The organism is Shinella sp. HZN7 (genome assembly GCF_001652565.1).
Taxonomy (GTDB): domain Bacteria; phylum Pseudomonadota; class Alphaproteobacteria; order Rhizobiales; family Rhizobiaceae; genus Shinella; species Shinella granuli.
Genome location: NZ_CP015736.1, coordinates 1,129,918 through 1,146,865, shown reverse-complemented (window position 1 = coordinate 1,146,865; position 16,948 = coordinate 1,129,918). Strand labels below are relative to the sequence as shown.

Genomic DNA, 16,948 nt, shown 5'->3' with positions numbered 1-16,948 from the left:
CTCAGGAAATCTCCGGAAAACGGAAGACGCCGGCGATCCGCCGCCGCCATGCGGGCACGAGCGGCGATTCGATCACCGCCGCCTGCTCATAGGCATGGATGAAATGTGCATCGGGCGCCGCGATGCCGGCATGTTTCGCCGCCACCCCCGCCCGCCAGCGAAAGATGAGGATATCGCCCGGCCGAAGCGCCGAGACCGGCAGCGCCGCCCCGCAATGCCGCGCCGCCGCCGCCAGCAGCCGCTCCTCCCCCGCCCGCTCCGCCCAGTCGGGCGCATAGGCCCCCGGCACCTCCGGCTCCGCCCCATAGAGCTCCCGCCAGACCCCGCGCACCAGCCCGAGGCAATCGCACCCGACACCCTTCAGCGCGCCCTGATGCCGGTAGGGCGTGCCGATGAAGCTGCGGGCGATCGCGACGACGCGACCGCCGGTATCCTGTCCCGGCCCGTCATGGGAATATGCCGAACCGTCTTCTTCCACCGCGGCAATGTCATGCGGGAAACCGTGGCGGCAAATCCCTTCTCCCCACTTGCGGGGAGAAGGTGGCCGGCAGGCCGGATGAGGGGCACCCCGCAGCATCTCACGCATAGAGCGGCCTCCCGTCATGCACCGTCTCGCCATCGGCATAGCCATAGGTGAAGTCGCTACCGGGCATGTGCGGAAACCCACGAAAATTCAGCCCGTTGGCAAACTTGGCCTTGCAGGTCGCAAAGCGCTTGTCGCACCCCGCCGTCACCTGCATCGCATCGCCCGCGGCCACCCCGGCCGGCACCGGCAGCCAGAAGGTCAGCTCATCGCCGCCCGCCACCTTGCGCTGGTCCTCGATATCCGCCGTCAGCCCTTCCGCCGCGCCGCTCGTGAAGGTGAGCACGCCGTAGCGGAAGAACCGCTCGGCAAAGCCGGAGAGCCCGCTCACCCGCAGCCGCATGTCGTCCAGCACCGCGCCCACCGTCGCCGTCGCCCGGAAGGCCGGCGCCGCCGCGTTCACGCCGCACCGGCCGTCGCCCAGCACCGCATCGCAGCGATGCCCGTAGATGCGCCCGCGCACCTGGTCGAGCCGATGCGTCAGCCGCCGCAGCTCGGCGCGAAAAAGCCCGCCCTCGCGCCGCACCTCGCCAAGCTCGGCCGTGCGCAGCAGCAGCCGCTGCGCGGTGTTCTGCCAGTTGACCCGATAGACCTCGACCTTTGCCCCGTCGTAGCGCCCCGCCGAAAGGTCTTCCGCGCGGATCGCCTCCGCCGAAAACCCGCCCGAGAGGTCGCCGCCCTCGGCGGAAAGCCCGTTGCCGTCCTCCGTCTCGCTCGCTTCGAAGCCGCTCGCCGCCAGGTAGGCGAGCCCGCCGAAGGAAAGATCACGGTCGTGGTCGGTGAAGCCCATCACCGCGCCGTCGCGCCGCGTCACCCGCCAGGCATGGCACAGCGTCGTCGCCTCGCCGTCGAGATGCGCCTGCAATCCGCCCGGGATCGTCCTCATGGCCGGATCTCCACCAGCGGAATGGAGGGAATGCGTCCCGCATCGAACTGCGCGAGGTCGATGTCGATGCGGTCCGTGTCGAAGCGCACCGGCACGTCGAATTCGTAGCCTGCCCGGATGGCGCCCGAAGCCGGTATCTTGCCCGGCTTGAAGGTGACGACACCCGTCGCATGGTCCACCGTATAGTCCGCCGCCGGCCGCGTGCTGCCCGCCACCGAGACGATCACCGTGCCCATGACCGGCTTGTCGATGGTGCGCACCGTCTCCCCGCCGGCATCCGCATAGCGCTTGACGAGCCGGAAGGCCGCCGTCGCACCGTCCCCCGTGCCGATCTGCTGGTCCATGGCGCTCACCATCCCGCCCGGCGAACAGGACTTGTGGTCCACCGGATCATGGAAGCGGAATCCGTAAAACTGCCCCGCGCGCGCCTCGAAGAAGGCGAGCACCGCATAGAGATCCTCGACCGAACGCACGCCGGAGCCCGCATCATAGCGCCGCCGCGCATCGTGCCAGCGGCGATTGCGGTTCTCCCGCCCGTTGGAAAGGCTGACGATATCCGTCCGCCGCACCGGCCCGCCGCTGGTGCCGAGCGCGACACGCAGCGGAAACCGCACCTCATGAAATCCTGCCATGCCCATCTCTCCGAAAATGCTCCTGCCTCCCATCCCGCTGCCGCGACCTTCTCCCCGAGCGGCAGGATTATCGCCTACAGAGTTCGACGGTGCCGTTCTCCCTTCTCCCCCGCGGGGAGAAGGTGGCCCGAAGGGTCGGATGAGGGGGTGGCTCGGATAGAGCCTTTGCGCCTTCGCCATCCCCCTCATCCGCCTGCCGGCACCTTCTCCCCGCGGGGGAGAAGGGGGTGTGGCGACGTCGAACTCCATGGGCGATAATCCTGCCGCTCGGGGAGAAGGTCGCAGCAGCGGGATGAGGAGCGTCCGCCCTCACAAACTGCGCTGCCCGCGCCCCACGGCGCGCGTCAGCATGGCCGCGATCTGCCCCTCGGACTTGCGGAAGCTCGCCGCATCCTGCGCCGTCACGTTGAAGAGGATGCGCGTCCCGCCGCCGTCGCCGGCAACGCCCAGTGCCCCGTCCGGCCCGCGCTTCAGGGGCAGGATCGCCTCCGCTCCCGCCTCGCCCATCAGCCCGACGCCGCCGCCGGTCCCGAAATAGGTCGGCGAGGCCACCACGCCGCCCTTGGCGAAGGGCGTGACGCTGCCGAGCAGCCCGGAAAAGCCCGACGACAAAAACCCTTCCAGCGGCTTCAACCCCACGGAAAGCGCAATGTCGCTCATGCGCAGCGCCAGCCCGCGCAACACGCTCTCCAGCCCCTTGCCGTCGACGACCGCGCCCTTCAGCGCGCTCGTCAGCGCCGCGCCGAAGGAGCGCGAGCGCGCCTCCAGGTCGTCGAAGATCGCCGAAAGCTGCCCGGCATCGTCGAGCGTGCCGGCAAGAGGCCTGTCATCCGCATCCGCCATCGTTCACTCCTTGTGGTCGGGAAAGGCGCGCATCAGCGCGGCAAGCGCATTGCGCCCGGGTGCCGGCGGCACAGGCCGCAGCACGCCGAGCGCGAAGGCCAGCTCACGCGGCGTCATCGCCCAGAAATCCGTCGCCGAAAGCCGCATCCGGCAGAGCCCGGCATGAAGCGCCGCCTCCCAGGGAAAGGCCGCCCTCTCCCCGTTCAGCCCGGATGCGGCCCCGGAGGGTTTTCCGGCCGCGCCTCCGCGCCCGGCCCGAAGGTCGCCTGCAACAGCGCCGCCGCGATGCGCGCAAAGCCGGAGAGCCCGTCCGCCACCGCCATCGCCGCCACGTCCTCGTCGGAAAAGAGATTGCCCCCGCCGCGCAGCCCTGCGCCGATGATGCGGATGAGATCCTCGGCCTTCAGCCGCCCGGAGGAGAAGCGCTCCGCCAGTCCCGTCAGGCTGTCGACGGCAAAGGCCGTCTCCAGCTCCGCCAGCGCCCCGAGCGTCAGGCACAGCACGCGCCGCTCGCCGTCGAGGACGGCCTCGATCTCGCCGCGGTGCCGGTTCGCCCGCGCGCCCATCAGAGCGCCCCGAAGGTGAGGAGCCCGGCCGATTCCAGCGCGATCTCGAAGACCACCTCGCCGTCATGCGCCCCGGAATAGTCGAGCGCCGCGATCTGGAACGGCCCCGCGACCGTGCCGAAATCCGGGATCACGATCTGCCAGGCGGCGATCGTGCCGGCGAAGAACAGCGCACGCACCAGCGCGTCCGAGGCCTGGTCCTTGAAGATGCCGGCGCCGGACACCGCCGCGCGCTGCACGCCCGCCCCGCCGAGGAGTTCGCGCCAGCGCCCCGCCGATTCCGCATCCGTCACGTCGACGAGCTGCGCATTGAACGACAGCCGCTTCGAGCGCAGCCCCGCAACGGTGACGAAACCCGCCCCGTTGTCGATCTTGATGAGGAGCTCGCGCCCCTTCTGTGCCACCATGGCAAGGTCCTTTCCGAAAGTTGGGTGTCAGGCATGCGGCTCCGTCACCGCCCGGAAGCGCATTTGCGCGCGGTGGAAGCGGGACTTGCCGTCGCGGCGAAGCTGCGTATCGCGGTGGAAGAGCAGGACGAGATGGTGCCCGGCCAGCACCAGCGCGGCGTCGTCGAGCGCCGCGCGCACGGCGGCGGCCATCGCCTGCGCCTGCCGGTGCCCCGCCGCCTCGGACCAGGCCTCCAGCGTCACCACATGCTCTTCGCCCGCCTCGCTCGCCGTCGAATGGTCGGTGCTGTCGATGCCCGCGATCACGATGAGCGGCGCCGCCGGCCCGTCGGGCCTGCGGTCGGTGATGCCGTTCGCGCCGACCAGCGCCGTCAGCGCCGCATCGCCCGAAAGCCTGGCGAAGATCGCCTTCTGCAGGGCCGATGCCGCGCTCATGGCTGGATCTCCTCGCAGTCGCAGAGCGTATAGCGCCCCGTCTCGTCCGGATCGCGAAAGGCGCGGATGGAAAAGATCCGCGCGCCCTTGCGCAGCCGCATGCCGCCGGCAAGGTCGCCCCGCCGCCGCAGCCAGATGCGGTGCGTCACCGACACCGGCAGCGTGCCCGCCGCCTCGTCCGCCCGCGCCGCCACCGGCTCGATCGCCGCCCAGAGCATTGCCAGCGCCGCGAAGCCGCGCTCCACGCCGCCCTGCCCGTCCGGCGTCTCGACCGGCCCTTCCAGCGTCAGCCGCGCGGAGAACGCGCCGGGATCGATGATCCTCGCCTTCGCCATCACAGCCTCCGCAGCCGGTAGGGCGCCACCAGCCGGTCGTAGCCCGCCGGCACCGTGCCCGGCTGATCTGAAGGCGAAAGCACCCCGCGCAGCTCGAACATGGCCGCCACATGCAAGAGCAGCGCCCGCTTCAGCCCGTCCGGCACATCCGCGCCGCTCTCGCCGAAGCCGGCCGTGAAATCGATCTCGATGCCGTTGAGCGCACGCTCCGTCGCCGGTCGCGCCGGCAGCACCAGCCGGGCCGGCCGCGCCGTGCCGTCGAGCACGTAACCCGTCACATCCACGTCCACCGGCAGCCCCGCGACATCATAAACCGTCACCAACTCAATGGTTTGCACCGGCCCCCTGGCAATCTGAATCACCCGCGTTTCGGGCCAGTCGTCGAGATAGAGGCGCAAAGGGCGCGTGATCAGGCAAAGCCCCGTCGCGGCCTCCAGATGTTCGCGCGCCACGCGGACCAGCGCGGACACGAGCGCATCCTCGTCGGCCGCATCGAGGCGCAGATGCGCCTTCGCCTCGGCAAGCGTCACCGGCTCCACGGCCGGCGGCAACAGTTCGGCAATGGTCATGATCGTCCTTCGCGATGGAGAAAGGAATGCGGGCGCGGCCGGGAGGAAACCGCGCCCGCCGGCTCCGGCGCCAGGGAACGCCGCCGGTGCACACTTTGCGTCATCCTCGGGTCGAGCCCGACCATGACGGCGCTGTTGGATGGGGTCGCTCAGCTCGCCGCGAACTTCACCAGCTTGATCGCCTCGAAATTCTGCACCCCGCCGCCGACACGCTTGGTCGTGTAGAACAGCACATAGGGCTTGGCCGAATAGGGATCGCGCAGCACGCGCACGCCCGTGCGGTCGACGACGAGGTAGCCGGCGCGGAAGTCGCCGAAGGCGATGGAGAAGCTGTCGGCCGCCACGTCCGGCATGTCCTCGGCCTCCGCGATGGCGAAGCCGAGCAGCGAGGCCGCCTGCCCCGCCGAGGCCGGCGGGCGCCAGAGATAGTTGCCGTCCGCATCCTTGAACTTGCGGATCTGCCCCTGCGTCTTGCGGTTCATCACGAAGGTGCCGTTCTGCCGGTGGCCCGCCTTCAGCGAATAGACCGTGTCGAACAGCGTGTCGGAGGGGCTCGCGGCCTTGAAGGCCCCGGCCGCGCCCGTCGCGATATAGCCGATATTGCCCCAGCTCCAGCTCGCGTCGGCGACAGCCGTGTAGCCGAGGAACCCCTTCGGCTTGTTGGTGCCGTCGCCGGTAACGAAGGCAGTGCCCTCCTGCTCGGCGAAGACCATGTCGATCTCGGAGGCGATCCAGCCCTCCACGTCCACCGCCGCATCGTCGAGCAGCGCGGCCGTCGCCGCCGGCATGGCGTAGAGCTCCATGGTCGGGAAGGAGAGTTCGGCGAGCTGCGCATTGCCCGTCTGCGGCCGCGCGGCGGTTTCCGCCACCCAGCCCGCCGCCATGCCGCCCGTCGCGAACGGCTTCTTCAGCACCGTGCCGGAGACCTGGCGCACGGTCGCAAGCGCGCGGATCGGCGAGATGGCGGAAAGCCGGCGGCCGATCTCCGTGTCGGTCTCCGGCGGCACGAGATAGCCGCCATCCGCCGCCGAGCCGACCGACATGGCCTTGCCCTCCAGCGCCCGGAGCGCGCTCTCGTCGCCGCGGCGCATATAGGCGGAGAAGGCCGCCTTGTGCTCGGCCGCCTCGAAGCCGCCCTCGCCGCCGCCGAGGGCGGGGCGCGCCTTCTTCAGCGCAAGCTGGTCGATGACGCGCTTGTGCTCGTCCATCGCGCGGTTGATGCGCTCCACCTTGTCGCGCGTCACCACGTCGGCGGTCAGCTTCTGCTCGATCTCGCCGAGCCGCCGGTCGTTCGTCTCCTTGAAAGCCTCGAAGGCCTCCATGAAATCGTCGAAGGCGGCGGTCATCGTTTCCGGCACGGCCTTGATTTCCGGCGCGGTCCTGTGGCTCTCCATGCTGTCTTCCTCTTCTTCGGTTGGCATTTCCAGCCGAAGCGAAACCGCTTCGGCGTCGGGTAAAACAAAAACCTAGCGTTTCATCATCCGGGCCGCCCGGCGCATGAGGCGCACCAGCTCGGTCTCCCGGTCGCGGAACCACCGCGCATTCTTCACGTTCGACACCCGCGCCGAGGGCAGCATGGGAAAGGTGACGATCGAGATCTCCCAGAGGTCGGCCTCCAGGATGCGGCGCACGCCGCTCGTCCGGTCGGTCTTCGAGCGCACGGTCTGGAAGCCGATGGAAAGCCCGTCGAGCGCGCCCGACTTCATGAGGTTCAACACCTCGCGGGCCCGCGCCACGCCGGGCGAAAGCACGCCCTCGACATAGAGCCCGCGCCCGTCCTCGCGGATCGTCCGCCAGCGCCCGAGCGGCTCGGCCGGATCGTGCTGGAACAGCATGCGCACGCCGGAGGGCCCGCGCTTTTCCAGCGAGCGGGAAAAGGCGCCCGGCGCGATCGCGTCCTTGCCGAGGTCCACCTCGCCGAAGAGGCTCGCATAGCCGGAAAACACTCCGTCGCCGGAAACGCCCGAAAGCGTCAGATCGGCATATTTCTTCGTCCGCCAGACCGGCAGGTCGTCGGTGATCATGGTCGTCTCCGATGATGTGAAGGGGGATAGGCGGTAGGCGGTAGGCAATAGCCAATAGGCAGTAGGCAGTAGGGAATTGGTGGTTGGGGCTGCGCTGCGCCCATCCCTACCGCCTACTGCCTACTGCCTACTGCCTATTGCCTGTTCGCTATTCCCGCATCCGCTCCGCCAGCCGCGCCAGCACCCCCAGCCCCCACCAGGCCGAAAGGCTGGCGGCCGCCGAGCCGGTCAGGAGCATCTCCGCCGGCCCGAGATAGCCGGCAATGCCGAGCCGCACCGCGATCCACAGCCCCGCCGGCCCGCCGAAGACGAGGCCGCAGGCAAGCCCGGTGAGGAACCGGCACGCCGCCTCGCGGCGGCTCCTGGGCAGGAGATAGATGAGCGAGACGGCCGCGCCCGCGGACGCGCCGATCAGCCGGGCCGTCCAAAGCCCGCCGTCGTTTCCGAAGTCAGCCATTGTTAAGCCTTTCAGATTATTATGGAAATCCGGGATATCGGGCCGCATGCGGCCGAAAGCGCCGGCTTTCCGCCAGGGAAGGCCGGGCCGATCAGCGAGTCTTTTGAATCCCTTGCGCCGCTTCCTTCACAAACCAAGTCAAGATTTTCACGAAGTGAGTCCGGCGCTCTGCAAAATGATTCACTCTTGCCTTGCAGCCAATTGATTTGGCTGGAAAAACCGGCAGCCCCTCACCCTAACCCTCTCCCCGCAAGCGGGGAGAGGGGACGTGCCTCACGAACGGTCATTGGCCGGGGAAACCGCCACGGCATATCCCTTCTCCCCGTTTACGGGGAGAAGGTCGTGGCAGCGGGATGAGGGGCAAGCATCCCCGCTCCCCCTCAATACCCCACCGCCCGCCGCTTCTCCTCGTCCGTCAGAAACCCCGCCGCGCCCACCCGGGCCCAGAGTTCCGAGCGCTCGTCCGCCAGCCCGCTCACCTGGTCGAGATCCGGCACCAGCCGCAGCCCGTCATCTGCCCCTTCGGAAAACCAGCCCGCAAAAGCCGCCGCCGTGCGCTGCACCAGCGGCAGCACGGTGAGCCGCCAGAAGGCCCGGTTGGCCTCCTGGTAATTGGCATAGGTCGCATCGCCCGGAATGCCGATCAGCATCGGCGGCACGCCGAAGGCGAGCGCGATGTCGCGCGCCGCGCCGTTCCTGGCCTCGACGAAATCCATCTCGCGCGGGGAGAGCCCCATCGCCTTCCAGTCGAGCCCGCCTTCCAGCAGCATCGGCCGCCCGGCCCGCGCCGGCCCGGAATAGCCCTCCTCCAGCTCTGATTTCAGCCGGCCGTACTGGTCGGGCGTGAGGTTGCCGCCCTCCTTCGGCTGGTAGACCAGTGCCCCGGAGGGCCGCGCCGAATTGTCGAGCAGCGCCTTGTTCCAGATGGCGGCCGCGTTGGAGAGGTCGAGCGCCATGGACGCCGCCTCCAGCGGCGCGAAACCGAGCTGGTCGTCGAGCGGATGGAAGAGGCGCAGATGCAGGATCGCCTGCCCCTCGCCCGCGGGATGCCGGCGCACATGCCCGCCCGCGCGGTATTCATAGGCCTCCGCCCAGCCGTCCCGCCCCTCGACGATGCGCATCCGGTCGGGCCTAAGCAGATGGAGTTCGCGCAGCGCCTCGCCCACCCGCACCCCCTCCACGAAGGCATTGCCGGAAAGCAGAAGATGCCCGTAGAGCGTCTCGAGGAAATCCGCGCCCGCCTGGCGCCCGTTCGGCCGCGACAGCAGCGACAGCAAGGGGTCGTCCGGCCGCTCCGCCTCGCCCTGATAGGCAAGCCAGGGCACGGAGGCCGCCGCTTCCGCGATCATGCGCACCGCCCGGTGCGCCACCGGGTTCTTCATGAACCCCTCGCGCGACAGCGAGGCATAGGAGCGGGACGACCAGTGCGCCCGCCCCTCGGCCGTCAGCGCGAAAAAGCCCGACGCCTTGGTCTCGGCCGCCCGGCGCTGCCGCGCGAGGAAGGATGGTAATTTCATGGTGCCCTCCGATTGTGTCGATTCGCCAATGGGTTGGACGGTGTGCCGTGCGGGTGGATCCTCGGGTCGAGCCCGAGGATGACGACGGAAGAGATGTATGAAGGGCCACCGCACCGGATCCGCATGCCGCATCGTTCCATGGGATGGAAACCCGATCCTCCCCTCCGTCATCCTCGGGCTCGACCCGAGGATCCACCCGCACGGCATGCCGCCCGCTACCCGCCCAGCGCGACGAAAAACGCCCGCCCGTAGCCCGCCACCTTCTCCGCCCGGTCGAGCCCGTTGATGATCCGCCGCGCCCCGACCCAGTCGGTGAGCGCGCCGGAAAAATGGTCGGCCAGCCGCCGCCCCGTGAAGGCGCCGCTGAGCATGCCGGTGAAGAGGATCTCGACCGACACCGGCATCTCCATCGCAAGCTCCGGCCGGCCGACGAGATCGATGCCCGTCAGCCCGGCCAGCCGCGCATAGTTGCGCCGGTGGGTAATCTGCACGAGCCCGCGCCCAAGCCAGCTCTTCCCCTCGCCGTCCCGCCGCCAGTAGGGCGCGGAAACCTGCGGCAGCCGCCCGGCCGCAAAAGCCCGGTCGAGCCGGGCGATCGCCTCTGCATCCGTCGCCGCGAAGGTCTCGCGCACCGGCTGCAGGCGCCCGCCCGTCTCGTGATGGGCCGTCGCCAGCATGTAGGCGAGGAAACGCCGGTCTTCGACCTCGCCGCGCTCGAACCGGTCGAGCAGCGCCGCCAGCCCCGCGACCTGCGTCCCCGCCAGCCGGCCGCCATACAGCGTGCCGCGCACCGCATCGAAAAACGCCTTGCGGTCGATCGCCATCTCAAATCCCCCGCACCCGCGGTTCGCCCGCCCGCTCCAGCACCAGCGCCGTCAGCGCCCAGACCAGCGCATCGAGCCGGTCCGGCGAGCGGCCGGAGGACAGCCCGTCCGGCCCGAAATCGCACATCTGGTCCTCCAGCTCGGCAAAGGCGGCCGCATGGACCACCCGCCCCTGCTCGTAGAGCGCCGCCACCGGCTCGGCGCGCAGGAACTTTCCGCGCGTCGCCCGCACGCCCGTCACCGGCAGGTTCGCGTCGACGCTTTTCAGCATCGCCGTCACCATGTCGCCGCCCTGGTTGACCTCCGCGACCACCCGGTCCGCGTCGAAGCGCCGGAAGGCGCGCACCACGGCGCCCGCCCAGCCCGCAGGGCTCGCGCCCGTCACCGAGCAGTCGGCGAGCACCACCGCCCGCCCCGTGCCGTCCAGCCCCGCCACGACGATGCCGCAGACGGAGGCCGCCGAGGCCGTCGCCGGCGGATCGACCGCCACGACGATGCGCGAGAGCGGCCCGGGATTGCGCTGGCGGATCCCCTCCAGCCGCGCCCGGTTCCACAGCGCATCCTCGCGGTCGGCGATCAGCTCGCCGTCCAGCTCCTGCCGCCCCAGCCGCGTGCCGCCATAGCGCTCGGCCATCGCCGCAAGGAAGCCCGGCGCGAGGTTGCCGGCATTGTCGTCGGTGCGGATGCGCCGCACCGCGGTCTTCGGATCGCCCGCCAGCGCCCGCAAAAGCGGCACCGGGCGCGGCGTCGTCGTCACCAGCACGCGCGGATCGTCCCCGAGGCGCAGGCCGAATTGCAGCATGTCCCAGGTCTCCTGCGCATGTTTCCACTTGCCGAGCTCGTCGCACCAGGCGAGGTGGAACTGCGGCCCGCGCAGGCTCTCCGGGTCCTCGGAGGAAAAGATCTGCGCGATCGAACCGTTCGGCCAGACGAGCCGGCGGCGCGAGGCCTCGAATTCCGGCCGCGCCCGCCCGGCGATCCGGCAGATGCCCGAGACGCCGTCGATCATCACCTCGCGTGCATCGCCCAGCGTCTCGGCCACCAGCGCGATGCGCAGGTCCGCCTTCAGGCTGGCGATCGCATGCACCCATTCGGCGCCCGCCCGCGTCTTGCCCGAGCCGCGCCCGCCCATCAGCAGCCACACCCGCCAGTCGCCGTCCGGCGGCATCTGGGCAAGGCGGCGATGGAAGTGCCAGCCGCGCATCTGGCGCCGGCTGGTCGGTGTTATCGGTGTCCCGCAGGCAGGCTCGATTCCTTCGGCCTGGCCCCTCATCCCCCTGCCGGGACCTTCTCCCCGCAAGCGGGGAGAAGGGGATGGGGCCTGGGTTTCCTCCCCATCGGGAGCAAGAGGAATGGAACAGTCGAGCGCCTGTTCCCCCTTCTCCCCGCCTGCGGGGAGAAGGTCCCGGCAGGGGGATGAGGGGCAAGCCTCAGACGAGAGGCAGGCTTCACCGCTCCTCCGCCCCAAAATCCCCGCCTCCAGCGCATCGGCCTCGATCGAAAACGCCGTCCGCCTCCGCTCTTCCTCGATCATCCTCAAGCCCGCAGCCGCCGTCCGCATGTCCGCATCGAATGTCTTCCCGATACCCCGGCAGGCGCGCCGCGCCCTACGGTCCGCTTGCCGCGCGCGCGGCAGCATCGCCGCCAGGCCCGAGCCCGCGCATCCAGTCTTCCTTCGCCGCATCCAGCCGTTCCTTCACGCGGTCCTCGACAAGCCGGTCGAACTCCGCCGCCAGCGCCGCCTCGTCCTCGGCGCCGTCGGCGGCCGCGTCCGCCTCGGCCCGTGCATTGAGAAGCGTGCGCTGCAGGCTGTCGATCTTCTCCAGCGTGCGCACGATCAGCGAGACGGCCTCGATCGCCGCCTTGGCGTCCGCCTGCGCCTGCTTGCGCAAGGCCTCGTCCCGTGCGCCGTCCGCATCCCCCTCGGCCAGCGCCCTCTGGCTCTGGAAGCGCTGGAAGCGCTCGCGCAGCTCCTTGGTCATCTCCAGGAGCATCGCCTGCATGTCGAGAAACGGATCGAGCGGCGCCTGCGCCTTGATGTCGAGCAGCGGCGCCGCGCCGCCCTTGAAGAGGGCCTGCCGCCCCGCAAGCCCGTCATAGACCGCCGGCGCCGGTAAAACGCCGAAAAGATCGAGATCGATCGCATCCATTGCCGGTCCCCCAAATGAAAAGGCGCCCGGTCCGAAGGGAACGAGCGCCTGTCAATAAATTCCTGCGTCAGAGGCGGAAGGCCGGCCGCGGACGAAGATCGCCGCTCTCCCAGCCTCCGGGAAAACCGGGCTGGATCCCTCCGTCCGCACCTTTCCGACTATGCCATGACCCTATCAGACGACCGTGACGCCGTCAAGGACTATTTTCCTATTTTCTGCGAAAACTTTTCGTCCGCGGGAAAGGATGCTACCTTTCCTCCATGATATCCGACGATCTCGTGGTCATTGCCCTCGGCATGCCGGGGGCGCGGGAAAGTGCTCATTTCGGCAAGCGCGACTTCCGGGTGGGCGAGAAGGTCTTCATGACCCTGCCGGAGGCCGGCCGCGCCGTCCTGAAGTTCACGCCGGACCAGCAGGCGCTGGTCCTGGAGACCGATCCGGGCCTGTGCGCGCCGGTGCAGGGCGGCTGGGGGTTGAAGGGCTGGACGTCGCTCTATTTCGACGGCGCGGACGCCGCGCGGGTGCGCGAACTCATCGACACCGCCTGGCGCAACGTGGCGCCGAAGAAGCTCGTCGCGGCAAGCCTTCCCTGAACCGCCGCTACTTGCCCTCACCCACTTCCAGCGGCCAGGTCACGAGATAGTCCTCGTAGTCGTCGACATCGATGTCCTCCTCGCTCACCGTGCGCCCGCGGGCGGAAATGCCGGCCTGGTGCACGGTGTCGGGATCGCCGGACACCAGCGGATGCCACCAGTAGAGGTCCTCGCCGTCGCGGATGAGGCGGTAGCCGCAGGTCGGCGGCAGCCAGGAGATCTTCTCCACGCTCTCCACCGTCAGCCGGATGCAGTCGGGCACGGTCGCCTGCCGGTTCTCGTAGTCCGAGCACCGACAGCTCTCCCCGTCGAGCAGCACGCAGCGGATCGAGGTCCAGGCGATCTCGCCCGTGTCCCAGTCCTCCAGCTTGTTGAGGCAACAGAGCCCGCAGCCGTCGCACAGGCTCTCCCACTCCGGATCGGTCATCTCGGCGAGGGTCTTGGTCTTCCAGAACGGCAGGTCGTCCGGCTTTTCGGCACTGTTGATCGTCATCTCCGACCCCTGAACCCCTTGGGCGCAAAGGTCAAGGGCGATTGTCCTGACCCTTCCCCGCGAAATCCGTTCTGCTGCCTTCAAAAGACTGATATCCTCGCCGAATAAACCGGTGGTGAGAGGACGTTAACCCAACGCAGGCAGGCTGCACCCGCCCCCGCCAAAGGTATGCGAACCGTGCAAGACGACAGCCAGACGCCGAAAAGACCCCGCCGCCGCAAGCGGCACATCTTCCTGCGCATCGATTCCTGGATCGATTCCACGGTCTGGAACGCCGGTTTTCGCGCGGCCGAGATCTGGGAGGAGATCACCATCTTCTCCCGCCGCTTCCATGTGAAGGGCTGGAAGAAGGCGGTCTTCGAGGTGGCCGGCGAGGGCATGAACCTCGGCACTGCCGGCTTCGTCCTGCTGCTCGCGCTCGCGCTCCCGGCCTTCGAGGAGACCAAGGGCAACTGGCGCGCCCAGAGCGATTTCGCCGTCACCTTCCTCGATCGCTACGGCAACGAGATCGGCCACCGCGGCATCATCCACGAGGATTCCGCGCCGATCGACGAACTGCCCGACCACCTGATCAAGGCGGTGCTGGCGACGGAGGACCGCCGCTTCTTCAGCCATTTCGGCATCGATTTCCTCGGCCTTGCCCGTGCCATGAACGAGAATGCCCGGGCCGGCGGCGTCGTGCAGGGCGGCTCGACGCTCACCCAGCAGCTCGCCAAGAACCTCTTCCTCTCCAACGAGCGCACCATCGAGCGCAAGATCAAGGAGGCCTTCCTCGCCCTCTGGCTGGAAGCCAACCTCTCCAAGAAGGAGATCCTGCGCCTCTATCTCGACCGCGCCTATATGGGCGGCGGCACGTTCGGCGCGGCCGCGGCGGCGCAGTTCTACTTCGGCAAGAACGTCACCGACGTGAACCTCGCCGAATCCGCCATGCTCGCCGGCCTCTTCAAGGCCCCCGCCCGCTATGCCCCGCACGTCAACCTGCCCGCCGCCCGCGCCCGCGCCAACGAGGTGCTGACCAACCTCGTGCAGGGCGGGCTGATGACCGAGGGCCAGGTGATCGCCGCGCGGCGCAACCCCGCCACCGTCATCGACCGCAACGAGAAGACGGCGCCGGACTTCTTCCTCGACTGGGCCTTCGAGGAGGTGCAGCGCATCGCAAAGCCCTTCGCCCAGCACTCCCTCGTCGTGCGCACGACCATCGACATGGGCCTGCAGGCCGCCGCCGAGGAGGCGGTGGAAAGCGGCCTTCGCCAGTATGGCGAGAGCTACCGCGTCAAGCAGGGCGCGCTGGTGATGATGGAAAACGGCGGTGCCGTGCGCGCCATGGTCGGCGGGCGCGATTATGGCGAAAGCCAGTTCAACCGCGCCACGCGCGCGCTGCGCCAGCCGGGCTCCTCCTTCAAGGTCTACACCTATTCGGCCGCGATGGAATCCGGCATGACGCCGGAGACGACCATCGTCGACGCGCCGATCAGCTGGGGCGGCTGGTCGCCGCAGAACTACGGCCGCAGCTATGCCGGCCGCATGACGCTGATGACGGCGCTCGCCAAGTCCATCAACACCGTGCCGGTGCGCCTTGCCAAGGACAAGCTCGGCACGAAGCGCATCGCCGAGATGGCCAAGGCCATGGGCGTCGAGACGCCGATTCGCACCGACAAGACCATGCCGCTCGGCACCTCCGAGGTCACCGTGCTCGACCAGGCCGCCGCCTATGGCGTCTTTCCCGCCGGCGGCGTCTCGGCGCGCCGCCACGGCATCAGCCAGATCCTCAACTACGACGGCGACATCCTCTACGATTTCGGCCGCGACGAGCCACCGGCCAGGGAGGTGTTGTCGGAAGCGGCCATGTCGTCGATGAACCGCATCCTCGTCACCATCCCGGTGAGCGGCACGGCACGGCGCGGCGCGCTCGACCGCGGCATCGTCTCGGGCGGCAAGACGGGCACGACCCAGGCCTATCGCGACGCCTGGTATGTCGGCTTTACCGGCAACTACACGACCGCCGTCTGGTTCGGCAACGACGACTACACGTCCACCAACAACATGACCGGCGGCTCGCTGCCCGCCATGACCTTCAAGCGCCTGATGGACTATGCCCATCAGGGCATCGAGCTGCGCCCCATCCCCGGCATCGAGAACCCCCTGCCCGACGGCAAGAAGGCGAAGGAGGTGGCCGCGGCCGCGAGCGACGAGAACGCGCTGCCCGCGCTCGTGCGCCCGCGCTCGCTCTCGGCCGACGTGACGAAGCTCCTGAAGGACGTCGCCCGTGATCTCGGCGCGGCGCCGGCGCTGAAGGCCGACGGCCGGGTCGCCGCGCTCGACGGAGCGCTTGACCTTGCTCCGGCGAACCGGACAGAGTGACGGCAACCTGATTCCAACGGTCGATCGCCTTGTTCCGTACGCCCCTCGTCATCGCCACAGCGCTCGCCGTCGCCTTCGGCCTCGGCATATTGAGCTCGATCTATGCGCTGCGCGCGACGGTCGGCTTCGGCGCCATCGCGCTCGGCCCCTGGACCGCCTTCCCGACCGCCCAGACGGTCGATGCCGACCCTTACGCGAAAGCCCATCGCGCCCGCGACGGCAAGCTGCTGCTCGGCAGCGCCGAGGGCCTCACCTTCACCGCCGCGACGGACAGCGCGAACCGCACGCTGGTGGAAAACTGCCGCTACGAGATCCGCGGCATCACGCCCCCTGCCCGCCTCTGGACGCTGCACGCGGCGGACCGCAACGGCAATCCGCTGGAGGATGCCCGCCCCGGCCTGCCGACGGGCCTCAACGCTTGGTCGGTGCTGCGCGGCGCCGACAGCACCTTCTCCATCCGCATCGCCTCTTCGGCAACGCCCGGCAACTGGCTGGCCGTGCCGGAAGGCAGGGCGCCGTTCCTCCTGGTCATGACGCTGCTCGACACGCCGACCGCCGGCAGTTCCGGCGTCATCGACCTTGCCATGCCCGGCATAACGCGGCTGGACTGTGCCGATGCGTAGCCTCCTCTATGCCATCGCCGTCGGCCTCGTCGGCGCGGCGCTGCTGCACATCGTCATCATCCTGTCGCTGCCGAGTTTCACCGGCCGCGACGCCTATACCCGCGTGCAGGCCTTCGGCGAGACGAACCGCTTCTTCCCGCTGGCGGGCAACAGCGATTCCCTTGCCCCGATCAACGACGACCCGTCGATGAAGACGGCGGTCTGCGCCTTTTCCGTGGAAAGCGGCCCGATACGGCTGTTTGCCGAGGGCGAGGTGCCGTTCTGGTCGCTCGCCGTCTATGACAGCGCCTCCAACGAGGTGTTCAGCATGAACGACCGCACCTCGGTCAGCAGCGCGCTCGACACGCTGATCGCCACGCCCATCCAGCTCATCGCCATCCGCAAGGCCGTGCCGGCGGAGCTGGAACGGTCGATCCTCGTCGAAATGCGCGGCGAGGAAGGTTACGCCGTGCTGCGCACCTTCGTGCCGACGCAAAGCCGCGAGGAGGCGGCGATCGCCTTCCTGGCAGAGGCAAGCTGCGAGCCCTTCACGGCGGAACAATAGGAAGGATCGCTCCGAAAGGAGCATGGTGAAGCGGGACATGGCCCGCGAAGGCCGTTCCGGCCCGTTCAGGCAATGCGCGGCGGCCGCACGCGCATGCTCCGAGCGC

The 16,948-nt window shown here is 69.1% G+C and carries 22 protein-coding genes; 4 read left to right on the top strand and 18 right to left on the bottom strand.

Annotated elements, in window-relative coordinates:
• Window position 1: 1 nt before the first annotated feature.
• The 17 genes from shn_RS05535 to shn_RS05455 form a co-directional block, all read right to left on the bottom strand.
• Complete coding sequence (locus shn_RS05535) at window positions 2–478, bottom strand: NlpC/P60 family protein (protein ID WP_064329511.1); 477 nt, start codon at window positions 476–478, stop codon at window positions 2–4.
• 100 nt (window positions 479–578) lie between these two features.
• Window positions 579–1,469 (bottom strand): DUF2163 domain-containing protein, encoded by an 891-nt coding sequence (locus tag shn_RS05530; protein ID WP_064329510.1) that lies wholly within the window; start codon window positions 1,467–1,469, stop codon window positions 579–581.
• Complete coding sequence (locus tag shn_RS05525) at window positions 1,466–2,101, bottom strand: DUF2460 domain-containing protein (protein WP_064329509.1); 636 nt, start codon at window positions 2,099–2,101, stop codon at window positions 1,466–1,468. Before shn_RS05525 ends, shn_RS05530 begins: the two co-directional genes overlap by 4 nt.
• Window positions 2,102–2,410: 309 nt before the next feature.
• Window positions 2,411–2,944: a phage tail tape measure protein gene (locus tag shn_RS05520; RefSeq protein ID WP_064329508.1), complete on the bottom strand. Its 534-nt coding sequence runs from the start codon at window positions 2,942–2,944 to the stop codon at window positions 2,411–2,413.
• Between the two features lie 3 nt (window positions 2,945–2,947).
• On the bottom strand, window positions 2,948–3,091 hold the full coding sequence (locus tag shn_RS36770) for a phage tail assembly chaperone (RefSeq protein ID WP_206362199.1): 144 nt from the start codon (window positions 3,089–3,091) through the stop codon (window positions 2,948–2,950).
• Window positions 3,092–3,147: 56 nt separating this feature from the next.
• A complete protein-coding gene (locus shn_RS36765) occupies window positions 3,148–3,510 on the bottom strand; it encodes a gene transfer agent family protein (protein WP_064329507.1) in 363 nt (120 codons plus the stop codon).
• Complete coding sequence (locus shn_RS05505; RefSeq protein ID WP_064329506.1) at window positions 3,510–3,917, bottom strand: phage major tail protein, TP901-1 family; 408 nt, start codon at window positions 3,915–3,917, stop codon at window positions 3,510–3,512. The genes shn_RS36765 and shn_RS05505 overlap by 1 nt, the downstream gene beginning before the upstream one ends.
• 27 nt (window positions 3,918–3,944) lie before the next feature.
• Window positions 3,945–4,352 (bottom strand): DUF3168 domain-containing protein, encoded by a 408-nt coding sequence (locus shn_RS05500; protein ID WP_064329505.1) that lies wholly within the window; start codon window positions 4,350–4,352, stop codon window positions 3,945–3,947.
• On the bottom strand, window positions 4,349–4,687 hold the full coding sequence (locus tag shn_RS05495) for a phage head closure protein (protein ID WP_064329504.1): 339 nt from the start codon (window positions 4,685–4,687) through the stop codon (window positions 4,349–4,351). The genes shn_RS05500 and shn_RS05495 overlap by 4 nt, the downstream gene beginning before the upstream one ends.
• Window positions 4,687–5,256, bottom strand: a complete 570-nt coding sequence (locus shn_RS05490) for a phage head-tail connector protein (protein WP_064329503.1) — start codon at window positions 5,254–5,256, stop codon at window positions 4,687–4,689. The genes shn_RS05495 and shn_RS05490 overlap by 1 nt, the downstream gene beginning before the upstream one ends.
• A 149-nt stretch (window positions 5,257–5,405) precedes the next feature.
• Window positions 5,406–6,650 carry a phage major capsid protein gene (locus shn_RS05485; RefSeq protein ID WP_064329502.1) on the bottom strand — a complete coding sequence of 415 codons (1,245 nt, stop codon included), beginning with the start codon at window positions 6,648–6,650 and terminating at the stop codon, window positions 5,406–5,408.
• Window positions 6,651–6,722: 72 nt separating this feature from the next.
• A complete protein-coding gene (locus shn_RS05480; RefSeq protein WP_133033157.1) occupies window positions 6,723–7,280 on the bottom strand; it encodes an HK97 family phage prohead protease in 558 nt (185 codons plus the stop codon).
• 148 nt (window positions 7,281–7,428) lie between these two features.
• Window positions 7,429–7,737: a DUF6107 family protein gene (locus shn_RS05475; RefSeq protein ID WP_064329501.1), complete on the bottom strand. Its 309-nt coding sequence runs from the start codon at window positions 7,735–7,737 to the stop codon at window positions 7,429–7,431.
• A 380-nt stretch (window positions 7,738–8,117) separates the two neighbouring features.
• A complete protein-coding gene (locus tag shn_RS05470) occupies window positions 8,118–9,254 on the bottom strand; it encodes a phage portal protein (protein WP_064329500.1) in 1,137 nt (378 codons plus the stop codon).
• 215 nt (window positions 9,255–9,469) lie between these two features.
• A complete protein-coding gene (locus tag shn_RS05465; protein WP_064329499.1) occupies window positions 9,470–10,078 on the bottom strand; it encodes a hypothetical protein in 609 nt (202 codons plus the stop codon).
• 1 nt (window position 10,079) lies between these two features.
• Window positions 10,080–11,282 carry a DNA-packaging protein gene (locus tag shn_RS05460; protein WP_084437806.1) on the bottom strand — a complete coding sequence of 401 codons (1,203 nt, stop codon included), beginning with the start codon at window positions 11,280–11,282 and terminating at the stop codon, window positions 10,080–10,082.
• 403 nt (window positions 11,283–11,685) lie between these two features.
• Window positions 11,686–12,228 (bottom strand): hypothetical protein, encoded by a 543-nt coding sequence (locus shn_RS05455; protein WP_084437804.1) that lies wholly within the window; start codon window positions 12,226–12,228, stop codon window positions 11,686–11,688.
• A gap of 260 nt (window positions 12,229–12,488) precedes the next feature.
• Between shn_RS05455 and shn_RS05450 the strand changes: the two genes are divergently transcribed.
• Window positions 12,489–12,821, top strand: a complete 333-nt coding sequence (locus shn_RS05450) for an MmcQ/YjbR family DNA-binding protein (RefSeq protein WP_064329497.1) — start codon at window positions 12,489–12,491, stop codon at window positions 12,819–12,821.
• Window positions 12,822–12,828: 7 nt separating this feature from the next.
• On the opposite strand, the gene shn_RS05445 is transcribed toward shn_RS05450, so the two are convergent.
• Complete coding sequence (locus tag shn_RS05445; protein WP_064329496.1) at window positions 12,829–13,314, bottom strand: YcgN family cysteine cluster protein; 486 nt, start codon at window positions 13,312–13,314, stop codon at window positions 12,829–12,831.
• A gap of 168 nt (window positions 13,315–13,482) precedes the next feature.
• Here shn_RS05445 and shn_RS05440 point away from each other — a divergent pair, with 168 nt between their 5' ends.
• The 3 genes from shn_RS05440 to shn_RS05430 are packed head-to-tail and all read left to right on the top strand — an operon-like array spanning window position 13,483 to window position 16,842.
• On the top strand, window positions 13,483–15,675 hold the full coding sequence (locus shn_RS05440; RefSeq protein WP_064329495.1) for a transglycosylase domain-containing protein: 2,193 nt from the start codon (window positions 13,483–13,485) through the stop codon (window positions 15,673–15,675).
• Window positions 15,676–15,704: 29 nt separating this feature from the next.
• Complete coding sequence (locus shn_RS05435; RefSeq protein WP_064329494.1) at window positions 15,705–16,298, top strand: DUF1214 domain-containing protein; 594 nt, start codon at window positions 15,705–15,707, stop codon at window positions 16,296–16,298.
• Window positions 16,291–16,842 carry a hypothetical protein gene (locus shn_RS05430; protein ID WP_064329493.1) on the top strand — a complete coding sequence of 184 codons (552 nt, stop codon included), beginning with the start codon at window positions 16,291–16,293 and terminating at the stop codon, window positions 16,840–16,842. Before shn_RS05435 ends, shn_RS05430 begins: the two co-directional genes overlap by 8 nt.
• The last annotated feature ends 106 nt before the right edge of the window (window positions 16,843–16,948 follow it).